This is a genomic window from Blastococcus sp. SYSU DS0828 (assembly GCF_054050975.1).
Map to the genome: position 1 here is coordinate 166,157 of NZ_JBJHAK010000003.1, position 17,594 is coordinate 183,750.

Below are 17,594 nucleotides of genomic sequence, written 5' to 3' on the forward strand. Positions count from 1 at the left end.
GCGAACCGCAGGCCACCCGCCAGCGATCCGCAAGGAAGCCGCAAGAAGCGACGGGCACTCCTGCCTGCCCCTCGGCGGCCGCGGACGGGGCAGGCCGTACGCACCGCGCCCCCCGTCCCGGGCAGGAACGGGGGGCGCGGTGGGGCAGGCTCCGTCAGCCCGCGGGAGTCGCCGGCAGGGTCATGGTGAAGGTGGTGCCGACGCCCTCGGTGCTCACCAGGTCCAGCGTGCCGCCGTGCGCGGTGGTGATGGCCTTGGTGATCGTGAGCCCCAGCCCCACCCCGGGAACGGCGTTGCGCTGGGCGGTCGAGGAGCGGAAGAACCGGGTGAACAGCTGGCCCTGCTCACCGGCGGGGATCCCCATGCCGGTGTCGCTGACCGACAGCTGCGCGACCGGCTCCGCGCCGGGCGCCGGATGTGCACGGACCTCGCCGTCGGCAGAGCGCCACATCGACCGGAGGACGAGCCGCACCTCACCGCCGGCTGGCGTGAACTTCACGGCGTTGGAGACCAGGTTGTCGCACGCCTGCCCGAGCCGGACGGCGTCACCGGAGACCACCATCCCCTCCCCGGGGACGTCGACGACGATCCGCACGCCGGCGTTGCCGGCGGCGACCCGGGCCGTCTCCTCGGCGGCCCGGACAACGCCGGCCAGGTCGACGTCGGCGGGCTGCAGGGTGAACCGGCCGCTCTCCACCTGCGCGGTGAAGAGCAGGTCCCCGACCAGTCGCAGCAGCCGCTGGGCGTTGCGCTCCACGGTGGACAGGTACTGCCGCTGCTCGTCGGTGAGGGGTGAGTCCTCGTCGTCCATGACGAGCTCGAGGTAGCCGAGGATCGAGCTCAGCGGCGTGCGGAGCTCGTGGCTGATCAGGCTGACGAACTGGTCCTTCATCCGCTCGGTGGCGCGCGCCTCGGTCATGTCGGTGCCGACGAAGTTCCAGCCGGCGTGCACCCCGCGGTCGTCCGAGCGCGGGGTGATGGCGACCGACACGGTGCGGTGGCTGCCGTCGGCGGCGACGTAGGTCCAGTCGCGGACGTCGCTGCCGTGCTCCCGGGCGACGCGCACCAGGGCCTCGAGCCCGGTGCCGCAGCCGCCGTCCGCCGCTGCGGCGTCGAGCTCCTCCGGCAGGTGGAAGTCGAGGATCGACCGGGTGCGGACCACGTCGGGGCGCGGCACGCCGAGCATCTTCTCGGCGCCGGGATTCCACACGCGGATGGTGCCGTCGCGGTCCGTGCCGATGATCGACTGCTCGGTGACCGCGTCGATCACGCTGGTCATCGTCTGGGCACGGGCGGCGAGGATGCGCGAGGCGGTGTCGAGTTCGTCCGCGCGGCTGCGCACCTGCGTCAGCAGCACCGCCTGCTCCTGCTGCAGCCGTGCGATGTGCCGCGCCTGGGCGGCCGCGCGGCGGGTGCTCTCGTTGACCGCGAGGCTGCCGACGGCGACCGCCAGCGGGCCGACCAACAGCGCGCCGGGCAGGTCGTCGGCGCCGCCGAGCGGGCCCACGAGCGAGGGCCCGGCCAGCACGGCCGTGGTCCCGGCCACCGCGAGCAGCACTCCCCGGCGGTCGGCGTGCGTGGCGAGCGCCCAGAGCGGGCCGAGCAGGAGGACGAGGGTCGTGGCCGACGCGGTGCCGGCGTACAGGAGGCCCGCGGCGGCCAGCTGCGCGACCGGTACGGCGAACGAGCCGGGCAGGGAACGCGACCGGGAGAACCAGGCGACGCCCGTGGCGGCGACGGCGACGGCGAGGCCGGCGTGCACGAGGGCCTGGTGGACGACCGGGACGTCACCGGTCAGCAGCAGCAGGGCGACCGCGGTGAGCAGGACGGTGCACGGCAGCGGCCCGCGGACGGCGGCCTGCCAGGCGGATGCCTGGGTGAGCCGGCGGGTCCACGGCGGGGGGTTGTCCCGTGGCCGGTCGAGGACGGCGAGGGTCATGCCACCGGCTCCCGCGTGGTCAGCGCCCGCACCTGGTGCACGAGACCGGCCACGCTGAACGGCTTCGCCAGGTACGCGTCCGCCCCGGCGGCCAGGCCACGGGCCACCTCGTCCGGGGAGGCGCCGGCGGACAGCAGCAGGATCCGGGTGCCGGCGGTGGCGGGGTCGGCGCGCAGCGCCGCGCAGATCTCCAGACCGGTCACGCCCGGCATGGAGACGTCCAGGACGGCCAGGTCGGGCAGCTCGGCCCGTGCTGCGGCGAGGGCGACCGCGCCGTCGGGCGCCGAGACGACCACCTGGCAGCCGGCCTTGCGCACGGCCAGGCACACCAGGCCGCGGATGTCGTCCTCGTCGTCGGCCACGAGCACCCGGACGGTGCCGCCCGGGGCCGGCCCGGCGGGGCCGCCGCCGGGGGAGTGCAGGGCCGGGTCCACGGGAGCTCCCGTCGGTCGTGGTCCCGCCCCGCGGGTGCGGTGGGACCGGTGGCGTCGTCCTGAGGAGGAACGGCGCCCCGACGGAAGGCCTGCAGCGCGGGCACCGGCGGCTCACCCCTTGGGGTGGCGGTCCGGACAGCACTGCGCCCCGCCGGGAGGACCCGGCGGGGCGCAGGCGAACGGAGCGGGCCGGTGGGCCCGCGAGGTGTCAGGAGCCGGACTGGCTCTGCACCGACTGCTTGGACTGCTGGGCCTGGCCCTGCACCGACTGCTTGGACTGCTCGGCCTGGCCCTGCACCGACTGCTTGGACTGCTGGGCCTGCCCCTGCACGTCCTGAGCTGCCGACTGGCCCTCCTGCTTGACGGTCCCGGCCGCGTCCTGGGCGGTGGACTTGACCTCCTCCATCGCGTGCTGGGCGGCCGGCTTGAGCTGCTCGCCCATCTCCTGCGCGGCATCCTTCGCCGGCTGGAGCAGCGCGTCCTTGTTCTCGCGCAGCGTGGACTCGGCCTGCTGGGCCAGCTGCTGCTCCTTCTGCGAGGCAGGGAGCAGGCTGGAGATCAGCCAGCCGGTACCGAAGGCGATGAGCCCGGCGGCGAGCGGGTTGCCCTGTGCCTGGCGCGAAATCGTGTCCGGTGCCTGCTGGACGGCGCCGACCGCGGACGAGGCCGCGTTCTGCACGCTGTCGGCCGCGTTCGAGGCCGCGCCCTGGACCGAGCCCGCCGCGTTGTGCGCCGCGCCCTGCACGGAGCCCGCCGCGTCGGAGGCCCGGTGCTGGGCCGCCGAGGTGGTGTCCTGGGCGGAACCCATGACCTTCTCCTTGAGGGTGGTCATGCGGCCCTTGGCCGCGGTCACCCGCCGGTCCATGACGCGGGACGGGTTGACCTTCTCGTTGAGGGCGTCGACGTCGTAGCTGAGCTCGCGCCGGGTGTCCTCGATCTGCCGCCGGATGACGTCCGGGTCACTGCTGGTCATTGGTATCGGCTCCTGCCGTTCAAGAGACCTCAGCGGTCTGGTGGTCAGTTGGGCTTGAGGGCACCGGGCACCTGCTGCAGGGTGTCCACGGTCCGTTCGGGCTTCGGGTGGACCTGCTCGAACTTCTTGCGGCCCATCACGTACGCGACGGCCCCGACGGCGCCCCAGAGGACGGCCACGATGAGGGCGGCCAGCCCGGCGTCCATCACGTTCTCCAACGCCCACCACAGGGCGAAGGACAGGAACATCAGCACCATGTAGCCGGCGAAGCCGGCGGCGCCGAACATGCCGGCACCCTGCCCGGCCTTCTTGGCCTCGCTCTTCAGCTCGACCTTGGCCAGCTCGAGCTCCTGGCGCATCAGGGTGGAGAGGTCCTTGGTGACCTCCCCGATGAGCGCGCCGACCGAGACGCCTTCGACGTCGGGGTGACCGGAGTCGGTGGTGGGGGTGCCCATGGCGCCGCTGTGCTGCTGGCCCTGGGAGTAGTCCGCCGCGTAGTTCTGCGGCGTCGGCTCCGCATAGCCCTGCGACCCGGCCGGGGTGGCCCCGGAGTAGGGGGTGCTCATGTCAGCGCACCTCACCGGGCCGGCGGGACGGGTCGTCCCAGCCAGCGGGCGTCGCCGGGGGCACCATGCTGCCGGCGGGCGGCACCGTGCCGTACGGCGGCGGCGGGAGCGGGGCGCCGGTGCCGGTCCCCGCGCCGGTGGTGGCGCTGGAGTAGTCCGAGTACGTCGGCGCGGGGTCGACGTAGTTCGTCGGCGTGCTGCGGTGACCGTTGCCCGACCCGGAGTCGCTGTGCGCGGCCTTGGCCCCGCTGGTCAGCCGACCGGCGACGATCCCGGCGGCCGCGGCGCCGAGCAGGAACAGGCCCGGCTTGCGGCGGGCGAAGCTGCGCACCTCGTCGAGGAGCTGCGCCGGCTCGCGGTTCTGCAGCTTGTCGGCGAAGCCCTCGACGACGCCGGAGGCCTGGTGCAGCAGGTCGCGCGCCGGGCCGGGGGCGCCGTCGCTCGTGCCGTCGGCGAGGCCCCGCAGCTCCTGCGCGAGGGACGACAGGCCGGTCGCGGCCTTCTGCTGCTGGCTGATGGCCTGTTCCTTGAGCTGGGTGCGCCCCTGCTCGATGAGGTCCATGGCCTGGCGCTGGGTCTCGTTCGCCACGTTCATGGCCTGGTCGGCGGCGGTCGAGGCGACCTGGCTGCCGGCCTGGGCCGCGGTCTGCCCGACGTTGCGGGCCTCGTCCTTGGCGACGTCCTTGGTCTGCTGGGCCTCGTGCTTGGCGACGTTCTTGGCGTTCTGCGCCTCGTGCTTGGCTGCGTCCTTGGTCGACGAGCTCTCGGTCGTGGTGCCCGTCGTCGCGCCGCTCGTCGGCGGAACCGGTGGCGGGAACGGGGCATCGATGGAGTGAGTCATCGGTCCTCCTCGGCATGCTTGCTGGTCGGTGGGAGCGCTACCCCGACGCCGTTGCGGCACACATCCGGGCGCTGCACGGGCCCGGGGTGCCGCGACGACGTCGGCTCGGCGCCCTGGTGGGGCGGGAAGAGCTGACCGAAGTCCACCCGGCGCATCCGTGCGTCTCGGGGCGGGATCGGGGGTGGCAGGGGCTGGCCAGCGTCGTCGCTGCGCCATCCGCCTGCCGCTCGTGAAGAGCGCCGTTCCGCGCAACGGGTGGGGTACCCCCGGTGAGGGGTGGGTGAAACCGCCGGACGCCCCCGGCGTCAGCCGGACCAGGGGAAGCGCGGGGCGCGGCGCTCCGCGAAGGCCCGGACGCCCTCGGCCAGCTCCCCGGCGGCGATCGTCTCCCGGTACCGCGCCGCGGCGAGCGCCTCGCCGTCCCCGCCCTCGGCCAGCGCGGCCACGGTCTCCTTGGTGGCGCGCTGGGTGAGCGCGGAGCGGGACGCCAGCACCCCGGCGAACCGGTGCGCCTCGGCAGCCAGGTCCTCGGCGTCGACGAGCCGGTCGACCAGCCCGGTGCGCAGGGCGGTGGGGGCGTCGATCAGCTCGCCGCTGTACAGCAGGTACTTCGTCGTCGCCGGCCCCACCAGGTCCACCAGGGCCTTGGTGGAGGAGGGCGTGTAGACGATGCCGACCTTGGCGGGGGTGACCCCGAAGACCGCCGTCGGGTCGGCGAAGCGGAGATCGCAGCAGGTGGCGAGCTCCACCCCGCCCCCGATGCAGTGCCCGCGCACGACCGCGACGGTGGGTTTGGGGAAGGTGCGCAGCGCCGCCTGCGCGGCGAGGTTGTGCCGCCGGACGTCGGCCATCGGGTCCGCGGGGTCGTCGCCACCGAGCAGATCGGAGATGTCGGCGCCCGCGCAGAAGCTGGGGCCCGCGCCGGTGACCAGCAGCACCCGGACCCCGGGGTCGTCGGCGAGCGGGGCCAGCACGGCGGGCAGCGCCGCCCACATCCCCACGGTCATCGCGTTGCGCTTCTGCGGCCGGTCGATGGTGAGGACGGCGACGGAGCCGTCCCGGGTCACGCGGAGGTGGTCGGTCATTCCTCAGCCCAGGTCGTCGGTGGCGAAGGTGTCGCAGCGGCTGGGGTCACCGGTCTCGTACCCGGTGCGGAACCAGCGCTGCCGCTGGCCGACGACACGGTGCCATCGGGGCCCGGGCACCCGCGACCCGGGTCGGCGGGCAGCCGCGCCGCGGCGCCCCTAGATTCGGGAGCATGCCGCTGGAGGGTGAGTACGAACCGAGTCCGCAGCAGTGGGTGCGCGAGCAGGTCGAGCGCTACGAGGCGACCGGGGGGCGGGAGGCGAACACGCTCCTGGACACCGGGCTGCCGGTGGTCATCTTCAGCACCCGCGGCGCGAAGAGCGGCAAGGTGCGCAAGCAGCCGCTGATGCGCGTGGAGCACGACGGGGTGTACGCGATGGTGGGCTCGCAGGGCGGGGCGCCGACCGATCCCGCGTGGGTCGCCAACCTGCGGGCGCACCCCGACCAGGTCACCGTGCAGGACGGCCCCGAGCCGTGGGACGGCGTCGCCCGGGAGATCTCCGGTGCGGAGCGGGACGAGTGGTGGGAGCGGGCCGTGGCGGCCTACCCGCCCTATGCCGAGTACCAGCAGAAGACCGACCGGCAGATCCCCGTGTTCCTCGTCGAGCGCCGCTGAGGAGCAGCGGGGCGGCGCCCGTCAGGGCCAGGCGTCCGCGAGCCGGGTGACGGCTGCCTGGACGTCGGCGTCCCAGGCGGTGAACGGCTCGGCCTCGACGGTGCGCGCGGTGCCCCGGCCGGTGAGCCGCCAGGTGCCGGCGATCCGGCCGTCGACGACCACGGTCGGGCGGAAGACGCCGTTGCGCCCGGGCACGATGCGCTGGGCGTCGGCCGGGTCCAGGACGGCGCCGCGGTCGGCGTAGCCGAGCACGAACTCGTCGAAGCCGGGCAGCAGCAGCGGTGCCCGGGCGGCCTCCCGGTGCGCCGCGCAGCGGTCGAGGGTGTCCGGGTCGAGGAAGTGCTCGGTCCCGTCCACCTCGATGCGCGCCAGCCGGTCGCGGACCGCGTCGAGCCCGGTGCGGACGTCACGCACCGTCGTCCCCGCCCAGCGGACCAGGTCGTGCACCGTGGCCGGGCCGTGGCCGAGGAAGTACCGCAGCACCAGCTCCGCGAGCGCCTCGTCGCGGGCGGGCCGACGCGGTGCGCGCACCCACTCGTCCAGCAGCACGAACGCCTGCTCGCCGTCCTCGGTCGGCCCCAGGCAGAGAGTGCCGGTCTGGGCGAGGAACCACAGCAGGTGGTAGCCGCGCTGGCCGGTGGTGGGCACGCCGCCCTCGTCCAGCACCCCCAGCAGGGCGCGGCGGGAGAGCCGCCGGCCACCCGAGAGGGCCGCCCGAGCGAGGTCCCGGGCGCGCTCGGCATCGGCATCGGTCAGGCCCAGGGCCGCCCGCCGGCCGGCCAGCCCGGCCAGCGCCCGGGGGCCGAGCAGCTCGAGCAGCCACGGCAGGTCCTCCCCGGGCACCAGGTGCAGCGTGCCGCGCATCGGCCAGGACCGGACGACGGCCCCGCTGTCGAGCGCCCGCAGCACGTCGTCCCGGCTCCGGCTGCGGGTGCGCAGGGCCACCGACGTCACCGCGCCCGGGAAGTCCTGCCCCTGCACCGCCACCAGCCGGCGGACGGCCGCGGCGGCGTCCTCCGCCGGCGGCCCGGCGAGCCGCTGCGCGACCAGCCGCAGCAGGGCCACGTCGTGCGGGGTCGTCATGGGCACACCCTCGCAGAGGGGTACGACGGCTCCCGGGCTCAGCGCCGGCGCTCGACGACCTCGACCGGAGGCGTCGCGGCGTGCCAGGCGCGGGACCGCTCGCTGGCCTGGTCGCCCTCGTCGCCGTGCAGCCGGTCGGTGATGTCGTCGAGGATCGCCTGCCGCCCGTAGAGCACCACGACGTCGCCCGTGCGCAGCCGGAGGTCCTCCCTGGGCGCGCCCATCCACGTGCCGTCGTCCCGCTCGACGCCGAGCACGGCGACCCCTTCCTCGGGCAGGCGGAGCCGGCCCAGCGGCCGGGAGGAGATCCAGTCGTCGTCCTTGACCGGCAGCGAGACGACCCGCCACTGGCCCCGCAGGTGCAGCAGCGCGGCGTAGTCGCGGAGGTCGAGGTCGGCGACCCGCCGCAGCACCCGCTCGATCACCCGCCGCAGCACGCGGTCGACGCGCTCGTTGCGCGAGAGCCACAGCAGCGCGGTCATCGAGCCGACGATGGCGACCGTCCGGCGCACCCCGCCCACGGTGGAGTCCACGCCCGCGTACGTGAGGATCAGCGTGCCCAGCACCGACACGGCGCCGGCGCCGCTGACCAGCATCAGCACCATCACGATCCGCCGGCGCACCGGGTGGGAGACCACGGCCTCGGCCTCCGACGTCGTGAAGCCCGTCCCGGTGAAGGCGGAGCGGGCCTGGAAGCGGGCGTGCTGCAACGACATGCCGGTCATGGTCAGCGCGACCGTGGCGACCCGGGTGACGAGCAGGCCCAGCGTGACGATGACGACCAGGGAGACGACGGCGGCCACGCACCACCTCTACCCCGTCCGGGCGCGGGCAGCGACTCCGGCTGCGAGACTGCCGGCGTGCGGGCGGAGGACTGGGACCGGCGCTACGCCGAGCACGCCCAGTGGCCGGCCGAGCCGAACTCGCTCGTGGCGGAGCTGCTCGGTGACCTACCACCCGGTCCCGCGGTCGACCTCGCCGCCGGGGAGGGGCGGCACGCCCTCTGGCTGGCCGCCCGGGGGTGGGCGGTGACCGCGGTCGACTTCTCCGCCGTCGGCCTCGCCCGCGGCCGGGGAAGCCCCGGCGCCGAGCGGGTCCGCTGGGTCACCGCCGACGTGCTGACCTGGTCGGCGCCGCCGGGATCGCTGGACCTGGTGCTGGTCGCCTACCTCCACCTGCCCGAGGAGGAGATGACCGCGCTGCTCACCCGGGCCGTCGGCTGGCTGCGGCCCGGTGGCCGGCTGCTGCTCCTCGGGCACGACGTGGAGAACCTCACCGCGGGTGTCGGCGGGCCGCAGGAGCCGGCGATCCTGCACAGCATCGACCGCCTCGCGCCCGTCGCGCGCCTCCTCGACCTCGACCGGCTGGAGCAGGTCCGCCGGGCCACCCCGCACGGCACCGCCCTCGACACCCTGCTGTGGGGACGGCGACCGGTTCGGTCTCCCGACGGCCGGTAGCGTCGGCCGGTGTGATGGGGATGGGTGGCGCCGGCGGGCGTGACGCGGAGCGGCGCCGGCGACTGGTCGCCGCGCTGGTGGTCCTGGCGATGCTGCTCGCCGCCGGTGCGACGGTGCTCTCGATCGTGGTGGGCTGACCGCGGGTCCTTGGACCCTGGTGCCGGCCACCGCGGAACGGAACCGTATGGAACCGCCGCGTCCGCTCCGGCCCGGCACCGCCCCGGAACGAAGGACCGCCGATGACCCAGGTCGTCCCGCCGAGCTCCTCCGGCCCCGCCGCCGACGAACCCACCGGTGCGGGAGGGCTGCCCACCGGCGGTGAAGCGTTCCCCCGGGACGCCGGCGCCCTCCCGGGCGACGAGGCCGTCAGCGCGGCGGTCAGCCGGCTCAGCGGGGAGTTCTCCGGCCGGGTCGGGCGACGGGTGGTCGTGCGGATCGTCCGGGACTGCCGCCGCGAGCTCGGCGGGTCACCGGTGGGCGCGCTGCCCGAGCTGGTCGAGCGGCTGGCGCGCTACCGCCTGGACCGGCACATCGGCTGACCGGGAACCCGGTTGCCCGGCGGGGCAGGATGACGGCGTGGGCTACGTCGACGTGACCGGGATCCGGCACACCCTCTCCGACGGGCGGGTGCTGCTGGACGACGTCTCCTTCCGCGTCGGCGAGGGTGCGCGCGCGGCGCTCGTGGGGGAGAACGGTGCGGGGAAGACGACGCTGCTGCGGATCATCGCCGGGGACCTGACGCCGGAGGCGGGCTCGGTCGCCCGCACCGGCGGACTCGGGGTGATGCGCCAGTTCATCGGGGCGGTGCGGGACGGCACGACCGTCCAGCGGTTCCTCGTGGATCTGTCGCCCCCCGCGGTGCGGGCCGCCTGGGACGCGGTGGAGGCCGCCGAGCTGACGCTCATGGAGACCGACGACGAGCGGTCGCAGATGGCCTACGCCGACGCGCTGGCGCAGTGGGGCGATGCCGGCGGCTACGACGCCGAGGTCACCTGGGACACGGTGACCGTCGCGGCGCTGGGTGTGCCCTACGAACGCTGCAAGTACCGCGAACTGGCCTCCCTGTCGGGCGGGGAGCAGAAGCGGCTGGCGCTGGAGGCGCTGCTGCGCGGGCCCGACCAGGTGCTGCTGCTCGACGAGCCGGACAACTACCTCGACGTCCCGGGCAAGCGGTGGCTGGAGCAACGCCTGCTCGAGACCCGCAAGACCGTGCTCTTCGTCAGCCACGACCGGGAGCTGCTGGCCCGCGTCGCCGACCGGGTGGTGACCGTCGAGGGCGGGACGGCCTGGGTGCACGGTGGTGGCTTCGCCTCCTACCCGGAGGCGCGCACCGCCCGCCACGAGCGGCTGGCCGAGGTGCGGCGGCGGTGGGACGAGGAGCACCAGCGCCTGATCGACCTGGTGCGCACGCTCCAGCAGCAGGCCGCCAACTCACCCGACATGGCCAACCGGTACCACGCGATGCAGACCCGGCTGGCGAAGTTCGAGGCGGCCGGGCCGCCGCCGGACCGCCCGCCGGAGCAGAAGGTGGCCATGCGCCTGCGCGGTGGCCGGACCGGGGTGCGCGCGGTCGTCGCCGAGCAGCTGGAGCTGACCGGCCTGATGCAGCCGTTCGACCTCGAGGTCTGGTACGGCGACCGGGTCGGCGTCCTCGGTGCCAACGGTGCGGGCAAGTCGCACTTCCTGCGGCTGCTCGCCGGCCAGGAGGTCGCGCACACCGGGGAGTGGCGGCTCGGGGCGCGCGTCGTCCCCGGCTTCTTCGCCCAGACCCACGCGCACCCGGAGTGGCAGGACCGCACCCCGGTCGACCTGCTCTGGCACGGCGAGCCGGGCCGGCCGGGCGTCGACCGCGGTCGGGCGATGGCCGTGCTGCGGCGCTACGGGCTCACCGACGCCGCCGACCGGCCCTTCCGCACCATGTCGGGCGGTCAGCAGGCGCGCTTCCAGATCCTCGTGCTGGAGCTGTCCGGTGCGACCCTGCTGCTGCTCGACGAGCCGACGGACAACCTCGACGTGCTCTCCGCGGAGGCGCTGGAGGAGGCGCTCGCGGCCTTCGACGGCACGGTGCTCGCCGTCACCCACGACCGCTGGTTCGCCCGCTCCTTCGACCGCTTCCTGGTCTTCGGCGCCGACGGCCGGGTCTACGAGTCCGCCGAGCCGGTCTTCGACGAGACGCGGGTCGCCCGCGCCCGCTGATCAGCCGAAGGCCTTGCCCTCGCCGCGGTAGGTGGGCAGCGCGTCGACGACGGTGTCGCCCGCGACCGCGTGCAGGGCGCCGACGTGCTCGCAGACCTCTCCGGCCTTGGCGTGCCGGAACCACACCCGGTCACCGATGCGCAGACCCGCGGTGCCCGGTCCGCGCAGCGGCGTCTGCACCTCGCCGGACCCCTCGCCGGGCAACCGGCGCAGCCCGGCCGGGAAGGTCGGCACCGGCAGCCGGTCGGCCCCCGGCGGCCCCGAGGCGATCCAGCCGCCACCGGCCACGGTCACCACACCGGGCGCCGGGACGCGCGTCACGGGGACGGCGAAGAAGGCGGCCGGGTGCCCCGTGAATGCGCGGTAGCCGTCGAACAGGGTGGGGGAGTAGAGGCCCGAGCCCGCAGCCACCTCGGTCACGGCCGGTTCGGCGGCGGTCCGCTCCAGGCTCCCGGTGCCGCCGCCGTTGACGAACCGCAGGGGCGCGACCGCGGAGACGGCGGCCACGACCGCGGCGCGCCGGGCGGCGAGCTCCCGGGCGGAGAGCGCCTGCAGCCCGCGTACCGCGAGCCCACGCAGGGGCCGGCCGGCGGGCGCGTCCTGCAGGCCGGCGATCTGCGCCTCGTACGCCATGAGGCCCACCAGCTCGACGCCGCGCCGGGCGAGCACCGCGCGCGCCAGGGCGACGGCGTCCTGGGGGGTGTGCACCGGTGACCGCCGGACGCCCACGTGCACCCGGCCACCGGCGGCGCGCAGCGAGGCGTCGACGTCGAGGCAGACCCGCAGCACCGGCCCTCCTGGCGGGGCCACCGCGGCGATGAGCTCCAGGTGCTCGACGGAGTCGACCATCAGCGTCACCCGGCCGGCCGCCTGCTCGTCCCCGGCGAGCTGCCGGAGCGCGTCGGCGTCGACCGACGGGTAGCCGACGACGACGTCGGTGCTGACCGGCTCCTCGCCACCGGCCAGCCAGAGCGCCTCGCGCAGCGTGTAGGCGAGAACGCCGGAGAAACCCGGCCGGGCCAGCACCCGGCGCAGCACGCCGCGGCAGCGCACGGACTTGCTGGCCACGCGGATCGGCTTGCCGGCGGCGCGGGCGACCAGGTCCGCCGCGTTCGCGTCCAGCGCGGCGAGGTCCAGCACGGCGAACGGCGGGTCGAGCCCCGCGGTGGCGCGGTCGAGGGCCGCGTGCCGTGCGGCGGGTGGGTCCGCGGTCATGACGCCGCAGCGTGCCCCGCGCGGTCGGCCGGGGCAAGAGCCCCGGAGCGGTTGACCGGCCGGTGCCGCACCCGCCAGAGTCCCCGCTCGACGGAGGGAGACCAGGTGAGCGAGCCGCTGGACCGGCCGCACGACCGCACCCGCTGGCGCAACTGGGCGGGCAACCAGCGTGCCCAGGTGACCGCGGTGCACCCGGGCTCCGCGGACGAGGTCGCGCAGCTGCTGACGACGGCGGCCGCCGCCGGCCGACGTGTCCGTCCGATCGGCAGCGGCCACTCCTTCTCCGGCATCGGGCTGCCCGAGGACGTCCAGCTCGTGTGCGACCGGCTGACCGGCGTCCGCGCCGTCACCGCGGACGGCCTGGTCACCGTGGGCGCCGGGACGACGCTGCACCGGCTGGGCGTCGAGCTGCTGCGCCGGGGGTGGGCGCTCACCAACCTCGGCGACATCGACCGGCAGACGGTCGCGGGCGCCCTGGCCACCGGGACGCACGGCACCGGGGCCCGGTTCGGCGGGCTCGCCACGCAGGTCCGCGCGCTCGAGCTCGTGCTGCCCTCCGGCGAGGTGCTCGTCTGCGACGCGCAGCGGAACCCGGAGGTGTTCTCCGCTGCCCGCGTGGGCCTGGGCGCGCTGGGGGTGGTGACGGCGGTGACGCTGCAGGCGGAGCCGGCGTTCGCGCTCCGGGCGGTGGAGGGACCGGGCACCCTCACCGCTGCCCTGGAGGGCTTCGACGAGCTGATGACCGCCACCGACCACGTCGAGTTCTACTGGTTCCCCCACACCGACGCGACACTGGTGAAGCGCAACACCCGCGTCCCGCTGGCCGACGGCCTGGCGCCGCTCCCGCGCTGGCGGGCGGTCTGGGACGACGAGGTGATCGCCAACGCGGCGTTCGCCGGGGTGGTGGCGGCGGGCCGCCGGGTGCCGTCGCTGGTGCCCTCGCTGGCGCGGGTGTCGGCGCGGGCCCTGGGCCCGCGCGCGTGGACCGACCACTCCCACCGCGTCTTCGTCAGCCGGCGGCGGGTGCGCTTCCTGGAGATGGAGTACGCCGTCCCCCGGGCCGACGCACCGGCGGTGCTGGCCGAGCTGCGGCGGGTGCACGAGGCCGGCGACTGGCGCGCGGCCTTCCCCGTCGAGGTGCGGCTGGCCGCGGCCGACGACGTCCCCCTGTCGACGGCGTCCGGCCGCGACACGGCCTACATCGCCGCGCACGTCCCCGCGGGCAGCGAGCCGGGCTGCTGGTTCGCCGCGCTCGAGCGGATCGCCGGTGAGGTGGGCGGCCGGCCGCACTGGGGCAAGCTGCACGGCCTGGACGCGGCCACGCTGAGCCGGCGCTACCCCCGGTTCGCCGAGTTCGTCGCGGTGCGCGACCGGGTGGACCCGGCGGGCGTGCTGTCGAACGGGTACCTGGACCGGGTGCTGGGGCCGGTGGCTCGCGGCTGAGGCGCACCACCGGCCACCGGTCAGTCGGCCGGGTCGGGGTCGCCGGTGCCGCCGATCCGGTCGAGCTCGGCGAGCTCCTCCGGGCCGAGCACCCGGGCGGCCGCCTGCAGGTTCTCCTCGAGGTGGGCCACCGACGAGGTGCCGGGGATGAGCAGCAGGTTGGGGGAGCGGGCGAGCAGCCAGGCGAGCGCCACCTGCATGGGCGTCGTCTCCAGCCTGCGGGCGACCGTCTCGAGGGCTGCGGACTGCAGCGGGCTGAATCCGCCCAGGGGGAAGAAGGGCGTGTAGGCGATGCCCTCGCGGGCGAGGGCATCGATCAGCGGGTCGTCGGCGCGGTGCACCAGGTTGTAGTGGTTCTGCACGCACACGACGGGGGCGATGGCCCGGGCCTCGGCGAACATCTGCGGCGTCACGTTGCTCACGCCGAGGTGCCGGATCAGGCCCTCCTGCTGCATGGCCGCCAGCGCCTCGAAGGGCTCGGCGAGTGAGCGCTGCACCGGCTCGGCGAAGCCGGGCATGCGGAGGTTCACCACGTCGAGCGCCTCGACGCCGAGGTGGTCGATGTTCTCCTGCACCGCCCGGCGGAGGTCGTCGGGGTCCAGGGCCTCCGGCCAGCCGCCGTCGGCGTCGCGGCGGGCGCCGACCTTGGTGACGATGACCAGCTCGTCGGGGTAGGGGTGCAGCGCGTCGCGGATGAGCTCGTTGACGACGGTGGGGCCGTAGTAGTCGCTCGTGTCGATGTGGTCGACGCCGAGCTCGACGGCGCGCCGCAGGACGGCGATGGCGGCGTCCCGGTCGGCCGGTGGGCCCATGACGTGGGGGCCGGTCAGCTGCATGGCGCCGTAGCCGAGGCGGCGCACCTCCCGGTCGCCGAGGCGGTAGGTGCCGGACTGCTCTGCGGTGCCGATGGTCATGCGGGCTCCCTACCCGTCGCGGCGGGGGTATGTGCGCCGCTCACGTCGCGACGGCCGGTTCGGCGGCCTCCGCGCCGACGGGCGTCGCGGGGAGCACCGTGGCCGGGTGGCGCCGGGCGTCGGCGCGGATGGCCAGCGCGATCCCCGCGCCGACCAGGGCCAGCCCTGCCCCCACCCACATCGGCGCGGTGAGCCCGAGCCCCTGCGCGATGACGAGCGCGCCGAGGGCGGCGCCGATCGCATTGGCGATGTTGAACGCGCCCTGGTTGGCCGCCGACACCAGGCTGCCACCGGGCACCTGCGCGGCGTCGATGACGGCGTTCTGGACGACCGGCCCCAGTGCGAAGGACAGGGTCCCGAACAGCACCAGCAGCGCGACGGCGGCCACGGTGGACCGGGCGAGGAAGGAGAACGCGACCAGGATGCCGGCCATCGCCACCAGCCCGACCGCGACGAAGGAGAAGCCGTAGCGGTCGCCCAGCCGTCCGCCGGCGAGCGTGCCGACCGTCGTCCCGACGCCGAAGAGCGCGAGAACCGGCGTCACCCACTGCGTCGGGATGCCGCCGAGCTCGGTGAGGATCGGGCTGACGTAGCTGTAGACGGCGAACAGCGCCGAGAAGCCGATCATGGTGAGCGCGAGGACGAGCCAGACCTGTCGACGCCGGAACGCGTGCAGCTCCGCGCGCAGATCGGTGGGCTCGCCGGCGTCGGCGGGCATCCACGCCAGCAGGCCGGCGATCGTCGCGACGCCGATCAGCGCGATCGCCGCCAGGACGATCCGCCAGCCGGCGTGCTGGGCGACGAACGTGCCCAGGGGGACGCCGACCACGTTGGCCAGCGTGAGGCCGGTGATCATCAGCGAGATGGCCCGGGTGGCGCGGTCGGGCGGGACCAGCCGGCGGGCGGCGACCGCCCCGACCCCGAAGAAGGAGCCGTGCGCCAGCGCGGTGAACACCCGGGCGGCGACGAGCAGTCCGTAGCTCGGTGCCACCGCGGACAGGGTGTTGCCGACCACGAACACGACCATCAGCGCGACGAGGGTCTGCCGCGGGGTGAACCGCAGCCCGAGCGCGGTGAGCGTCGGTGCGCCGACGACGACGCCGATCGCGTAGGCCGAGATGAGCAGGCCGACCGCGGACACCGAGACGTCGAGGCCGGCGGCGATCTCGGGCAGCATGCCCATCACGACGAACTCGGTGGTGCCGATGCCGAAGGCGCCGATGGCGAGGGCGAGCAGTCCACGAGGCACGCGAAGAACTCCGGGGGACACGGTGGGGAGCCGGCGGGCCGGGTGATCCCGGGCTGCCGATCAGCGGGGTGCTTGCGTGGTGCAGCGCGGGACCGCTGAGGTTGATGCCGGACCGGGGCGGTGGGACTGCTCACAGCGGGCGGGCGCGAGTGCGCCCGCCCGACTGCGGTCAGGGCTGGAGCAGCACCTTCACGGCGCCGTCCTTCTTCTGCCGGAAGTTCGCGTAGGCCTCCGGCGCCTGCTCGAGCGGCACCCGGTGGGTGGCGAACTCGTCCACGCCCAGCGGGTCGCCCTCCAGGAGCAGCGGCAGGATGTCGGGCACCCAGCGCCACACGTTGGCCTGCCCCATGCGCAGCTGGATCTGCTTGTCGAACATGCGCATGAGCGGGAGCGGGTCGGTGGCGCCGCCGTAGACACCCGACAGCGAGATGGTGCCGCCACGGCGGACCGCCTCGATCGCGGTGTTCAGGGCCGCCAGCCGGTCGATGCCGGCCACGGTCATGACCTTCTCCATGATCGCGTCGGGGACCAGGGCGCTGGCCTTCTGCGCCATCGTCGCCAGCGGCGAGCCGTGCGCCTCCATGCCGACGGCGTCGATCACCGAGTCCGGTCCGCGGCCGTCGGTCAGGTCGCGGACGCGGGCGACGACCTCGGCCTGCTCCGTGGAGTCGATGACGGTGATGCCGTTGCGCCGGGCCCGGGCCAGGCGCTCGGGCACGACGTCGGAGGCGATGACCTGTCCCGCGCCGAGGTGCTTGGCGATGCGCGTGGCCATGTCGCCGATCGGGCCGAGGCCCAGCACCAGCACGCTGCCGCCCTGTGGGATGCCGGCGTACTGCACGGCCTGCCAGGCGGTGGGCAGGACGTCGGAGAGGTAGACGAACCGGTCGTCCAGCGGGGCATCGGGCACCTTGATCGGCAGCGTGTTGCCGAAGGGCACCCGCAGGTACTCGGCCTGCCCGCCGGGGACCTGCCCGTAGAGCTTGGTGTAGCCGAACAGGGAGGCACCCATGCCCTGCTCGCGGTTCTGCGTGGTCTCGCACTGGGAGTGGAGGCCTTCGGAGCACATCCAGCAGGTGCCGCACGAGATGTTGAACGGCACCACGACGCGGTCGCCGGGCTTCACCGCGGTCACCTCGCGTCCGACCTCGCGGACGACCCCCATGGGCTCGTGGCCCATCACGTCACCCACCGACATGAACGGCGCCATGACCTCGATGAGGTGCAGATCGGACCCGCAGATACCGCTGGAGGTGATCTCGACGATGACGTCGGTCTGCTCCTGGATCGTGGGGTCGGGGACGGTCTCCACCCGGACGTCTCCTCGGCCGTGCCAGGTCACTGCGCGCATACGACTTCTCCCTCGATCGGGCTGCGGAAAACGGGCTCCTGCCCGTACGTGAGCCGGATCGCGCCACTCTCAACCATCCACGGCGCGCCCCTTACGTTCCGTAAAGACGCCCTCACGCAACGACGAGAATGCGCGCCGCATCGCGGTGATCCGGTTCACAGAACTGCAGGTCAGTACCCCGGTCGTCAGATCACGAACCCATCACGCCGTGTTTACATGGGCCCCGCTCCT

Annotated in this window: 19 protein-coding genes; 6 read left to right on the top strand and 13 right to left on the bottom strand. The window is 74.9% G+C overall.

Annotation, left to right across the window (positions count from 1 at the left end; translation table 11 throughout):
- Window positions 1–154: 154 nt before the first annotated feature.
- From ACI79Q_RS03725 to ACI79Q_RS03755, 7 genes are all read right to left on the bottom strand, one after another.
- Window positions 155–1,939, bottom strand: a complete 1,785-nt coding sequence (locus ACI79Q_RS03725; RefSeq protein WP_456587444.1) for a sensor histidine kinase — start codon at window positions 1,937–1,939, stop codon at window positions 155–157.
- Window positions 1,936–2,373 carry a response regulator transcription factor gene (locus tag ACI79Q_RS03730; RefSeq protein ID WP_456587445.1) on the bottom strand — a complete coding sequence of 146 codons (438 nt, stop codon included), beginning with the start codon at window positions 2,371–2,373 and terminating at the stop codon, window positions 1,936–1,938. Before ACI79Q_RS03730 ends, ACI79Q_RS03725 begins: the two co-directional genes overlap by 4 nt.
- A gap of 208 nt (window positions 2,374–2,581) precedes the next feature.
- A complete protein-coding gene (locus ACI79Q_RS03735; protein WP_456587446.1) occupies window positions 2,582–3,346 on the bottom strand; it encodes a DUF3618 domain-containing protein in 765 nt (254 codons plus the stop codon).
- A 44-nt stretch (window positions 3,347–3,390) separates the two neighbouring features.
- A complete protein-coding gene (locus ACI79Q_RS03740) occupies window positions 3,391–3,912 on the bottom strand; it encodes a phage holin family protein (protein WP_456587447.1) in 522 nt (173 codons plus the stop codon).
- Window position 3,913: 1 nt separating this feature from the next.
- Window positions 3,914–4,753 (bottom strand): hypothetical protein, encoded by an 840-nt coding sequence (locus ACI79Q_RS03745; RefSeq protein WP_456614193.1) that lies wholly within the window; start codon window positions 4,751–4,753, stop codon window positions 3,914–3,916.
- Window positions 4,754–5,058: 305 nt separating this feature from the next.
- A complete protein-coding gene (locus ACI79Q_RS03750) occupies window positions 5,059–5,838 on the bottom strand; it encodes an enoyl-CoA hydratase/isomerase family protein (protein ID WP_456612760.1) in 780 nt (259 codons plus the stop codon).
- Between the two features lie 3 nt (window positions 5,839–5,841).
- On the bottom strand, window positions 5,842–5,958 hold the full coding sequence (locus tag ACI79Q_RS03755; RefSeq protein ID WP_456587450.1) for a neutral zinc metallopeptidase: 117 nt from the start codon (window positions 5,956–5,958) through the stop codon (window positions 5,842–5,844).
- A gap of 53 nt (window positions 5,959–6,011) precedes the next feature.
- On the opposite strand from ACI79Q_RS03755, the gene ACI79Q_RS03760 reads away from it, so the two are divergent.
- Entirely contained in the window at window positions 6,012–6,455 is a 444-nt protein-coding gene (locus tag ACI79Q_RS03760; RefSeq protein WP_456587451.1) for a nitroreductase family deazaflavin-dependent oxidoreductase, read from the top strand.
- A gap of 21 nt (window positions 6,456–6,476) precedes the next feature.
- Here the strand turns inward: ACI79Q_RS03760 and ACI79Q_RS03765 are convergent, their stop codons facing one another.
- Window positions 6,477–7,538, bottom strand: coding sequence for a winged helix DNA-binding domain-containing protein (locus ACI79Q_RS03765; protein WP_456614194.1), 1,062 nt, complete (start codon window positions 7,536–7,538; stop codon window positions 6,477–6,479).
- A 38-nt stretch (window positions 7,539–7,576) separates the two neighbouring features.
- Window positions 7,577–8,341, bottom strand: a complete 765-nt coding sequence (locus ACI79Q_RS03770; protein WP_456587453.1) for a TrkA C-terminal domain-containing protein — start codon at window positions 8,339–8,341, stop codon at window positions 7,577–7,579.
- Window positions 8,342–8,398: 57 nt separating this feature from the next.
- On the opposite strand from ACI79Q_RS03770, the gene ACI79Q_RS03775 reads away from it, so the two are divergent.
- The 4 genes from ACI79Q_RS03775 (at window position 8,399) to ACI79Q_RS03790 (ending at window position 11,191) form a co-directional block, all read left to right on the top strand.
- Window positions 8,399–8,995, top strand: a complete 597-nt coding sequence (locus tag ACI79Q_RS03775; protein WP_456614195.1) for a class I SAM-dependent methyltransferase — start codon at window positions 8,399–8,401, stop codon at window positions 8,993–8,995.
- 11 nt (window positions 8,996–9,006) lie between these two features.
- Complete coding sequence (locus ACI79Q_RS03780; RefSeq protein ID WP_456587455.1) at window positions 9,007–9,132, top strand: hypothetical protein; 126 nt, start codon at window positions 9,007–9,009, stop codon at window positions 9,130–9,132.
- A 102-nt stretch (window positions 9,133–9,234) separates the two neighbouring features.
- Window positions 9,235–9,534: a three-helix bundle dimerization domain-containing protein gene (locus tag ACI79Q_RS03785; RefSeq protein WP_456587456.1), complete on the top strand. Its 300-nt coding sequence runs from the start codon at window positions 9,235–9,237 to the stop codon at window positions 9,532–9,534.
- A gap of 37 nt (window positions 9,535–9,571) precedes the next feature.
- Window positions 9,572–11,191: an ABC-F family ATP-binding cassette domain-containing protein gene (locus tag ACI79Q_RS03790; protein WP_456587457.1), complete on the top strand. Its 1,620-nt coding sequence runs from the start codon at window positions 9,572–9,574 to the stop codon at window positions 11,189–11,191.
- On the opposite strand, the gene ACI79Q_RS03795 is transcribed toward ACI79Q_RS03790, so the two are convergent.
- Window positions 11,192–12,406 (bottom strand): alanine racemase, encoded by a 1,215-nt coding sequence (locus ACI79Q_RS03795; protein WP_456614196.1) that lies wholly within the window; start codon window positions 12,404–12,406, stop codon window positions 11,192–11,194.
- Between the two features lie 105 nt (window positions 12,407–12,511).
- Between ACI79Q_RS03795 and ACI79Q_RS03800 the strand changes: the two genes are divergently transcribed.
- Window positions 12,512–13,849, top strand: coding sequence for a D-arabinono-1,4-lactone oxidase (locus tag ACI79Q_RS03800; RefSeq protein ID WP_456614197.1), 1,338 nt, complete (start codon window positions 12,512–12,514; stop codon window positions 13,847–13,849).
- 20 nt (window positions 13,850–13,869) lie between these two features.
- Here ACI79Q_RS03800 and ACI79Q_RS03805 read toward each other — a convergent pair whose 3' ends face one another.
- From ACI79Q_RS03805 to ACI79Q_RS03815, 3 genes are all read right to left on the bottom strand, one after another.
- The gene (locus ACI79Q_RS03805; protein ID WP_456612754.1) at window positions 13,870–14,763 is read right to left on the bottom strand and encodes an oxidoreductase; all 894 of its coding nucleotides are present in this window, start codon (window positions 14,761–14,763) and stop codon (window positions 13,870–13,872) included.
- Window positions 14,764–14,803: 40 nt separating this feature from the next.
- Window positions 14,804–16,012 (bottom strand): MFS transporter, encoded by a 1,209-nt coding sequence (locus ACI79Q_RS03810; RefSeq protein WP_456596759.1) that lies wholly within the window; start codon window positions 16,010–16,012, stop codon window positions 14,804–14,806.
- 169 nt (window positions 16,013–16,181) lie between these two features.
- Window positions 16,182–17,363 carry a zinc-dependent alcohol dehydrogenase gene (locus ACI79Q_RS03815; protein ID WP_456596758.1) on the bottom strand — a complete coding sequence of 394 codons (1,182 nt, stop codon included), beginning with the start codon at window positions 17,361–17,363 and terminating at the stop codon, window positions 16,182–16,184.
- Between the last annotated feature and the right edge of the window lie 231 nt (window positions 17,364–17,594).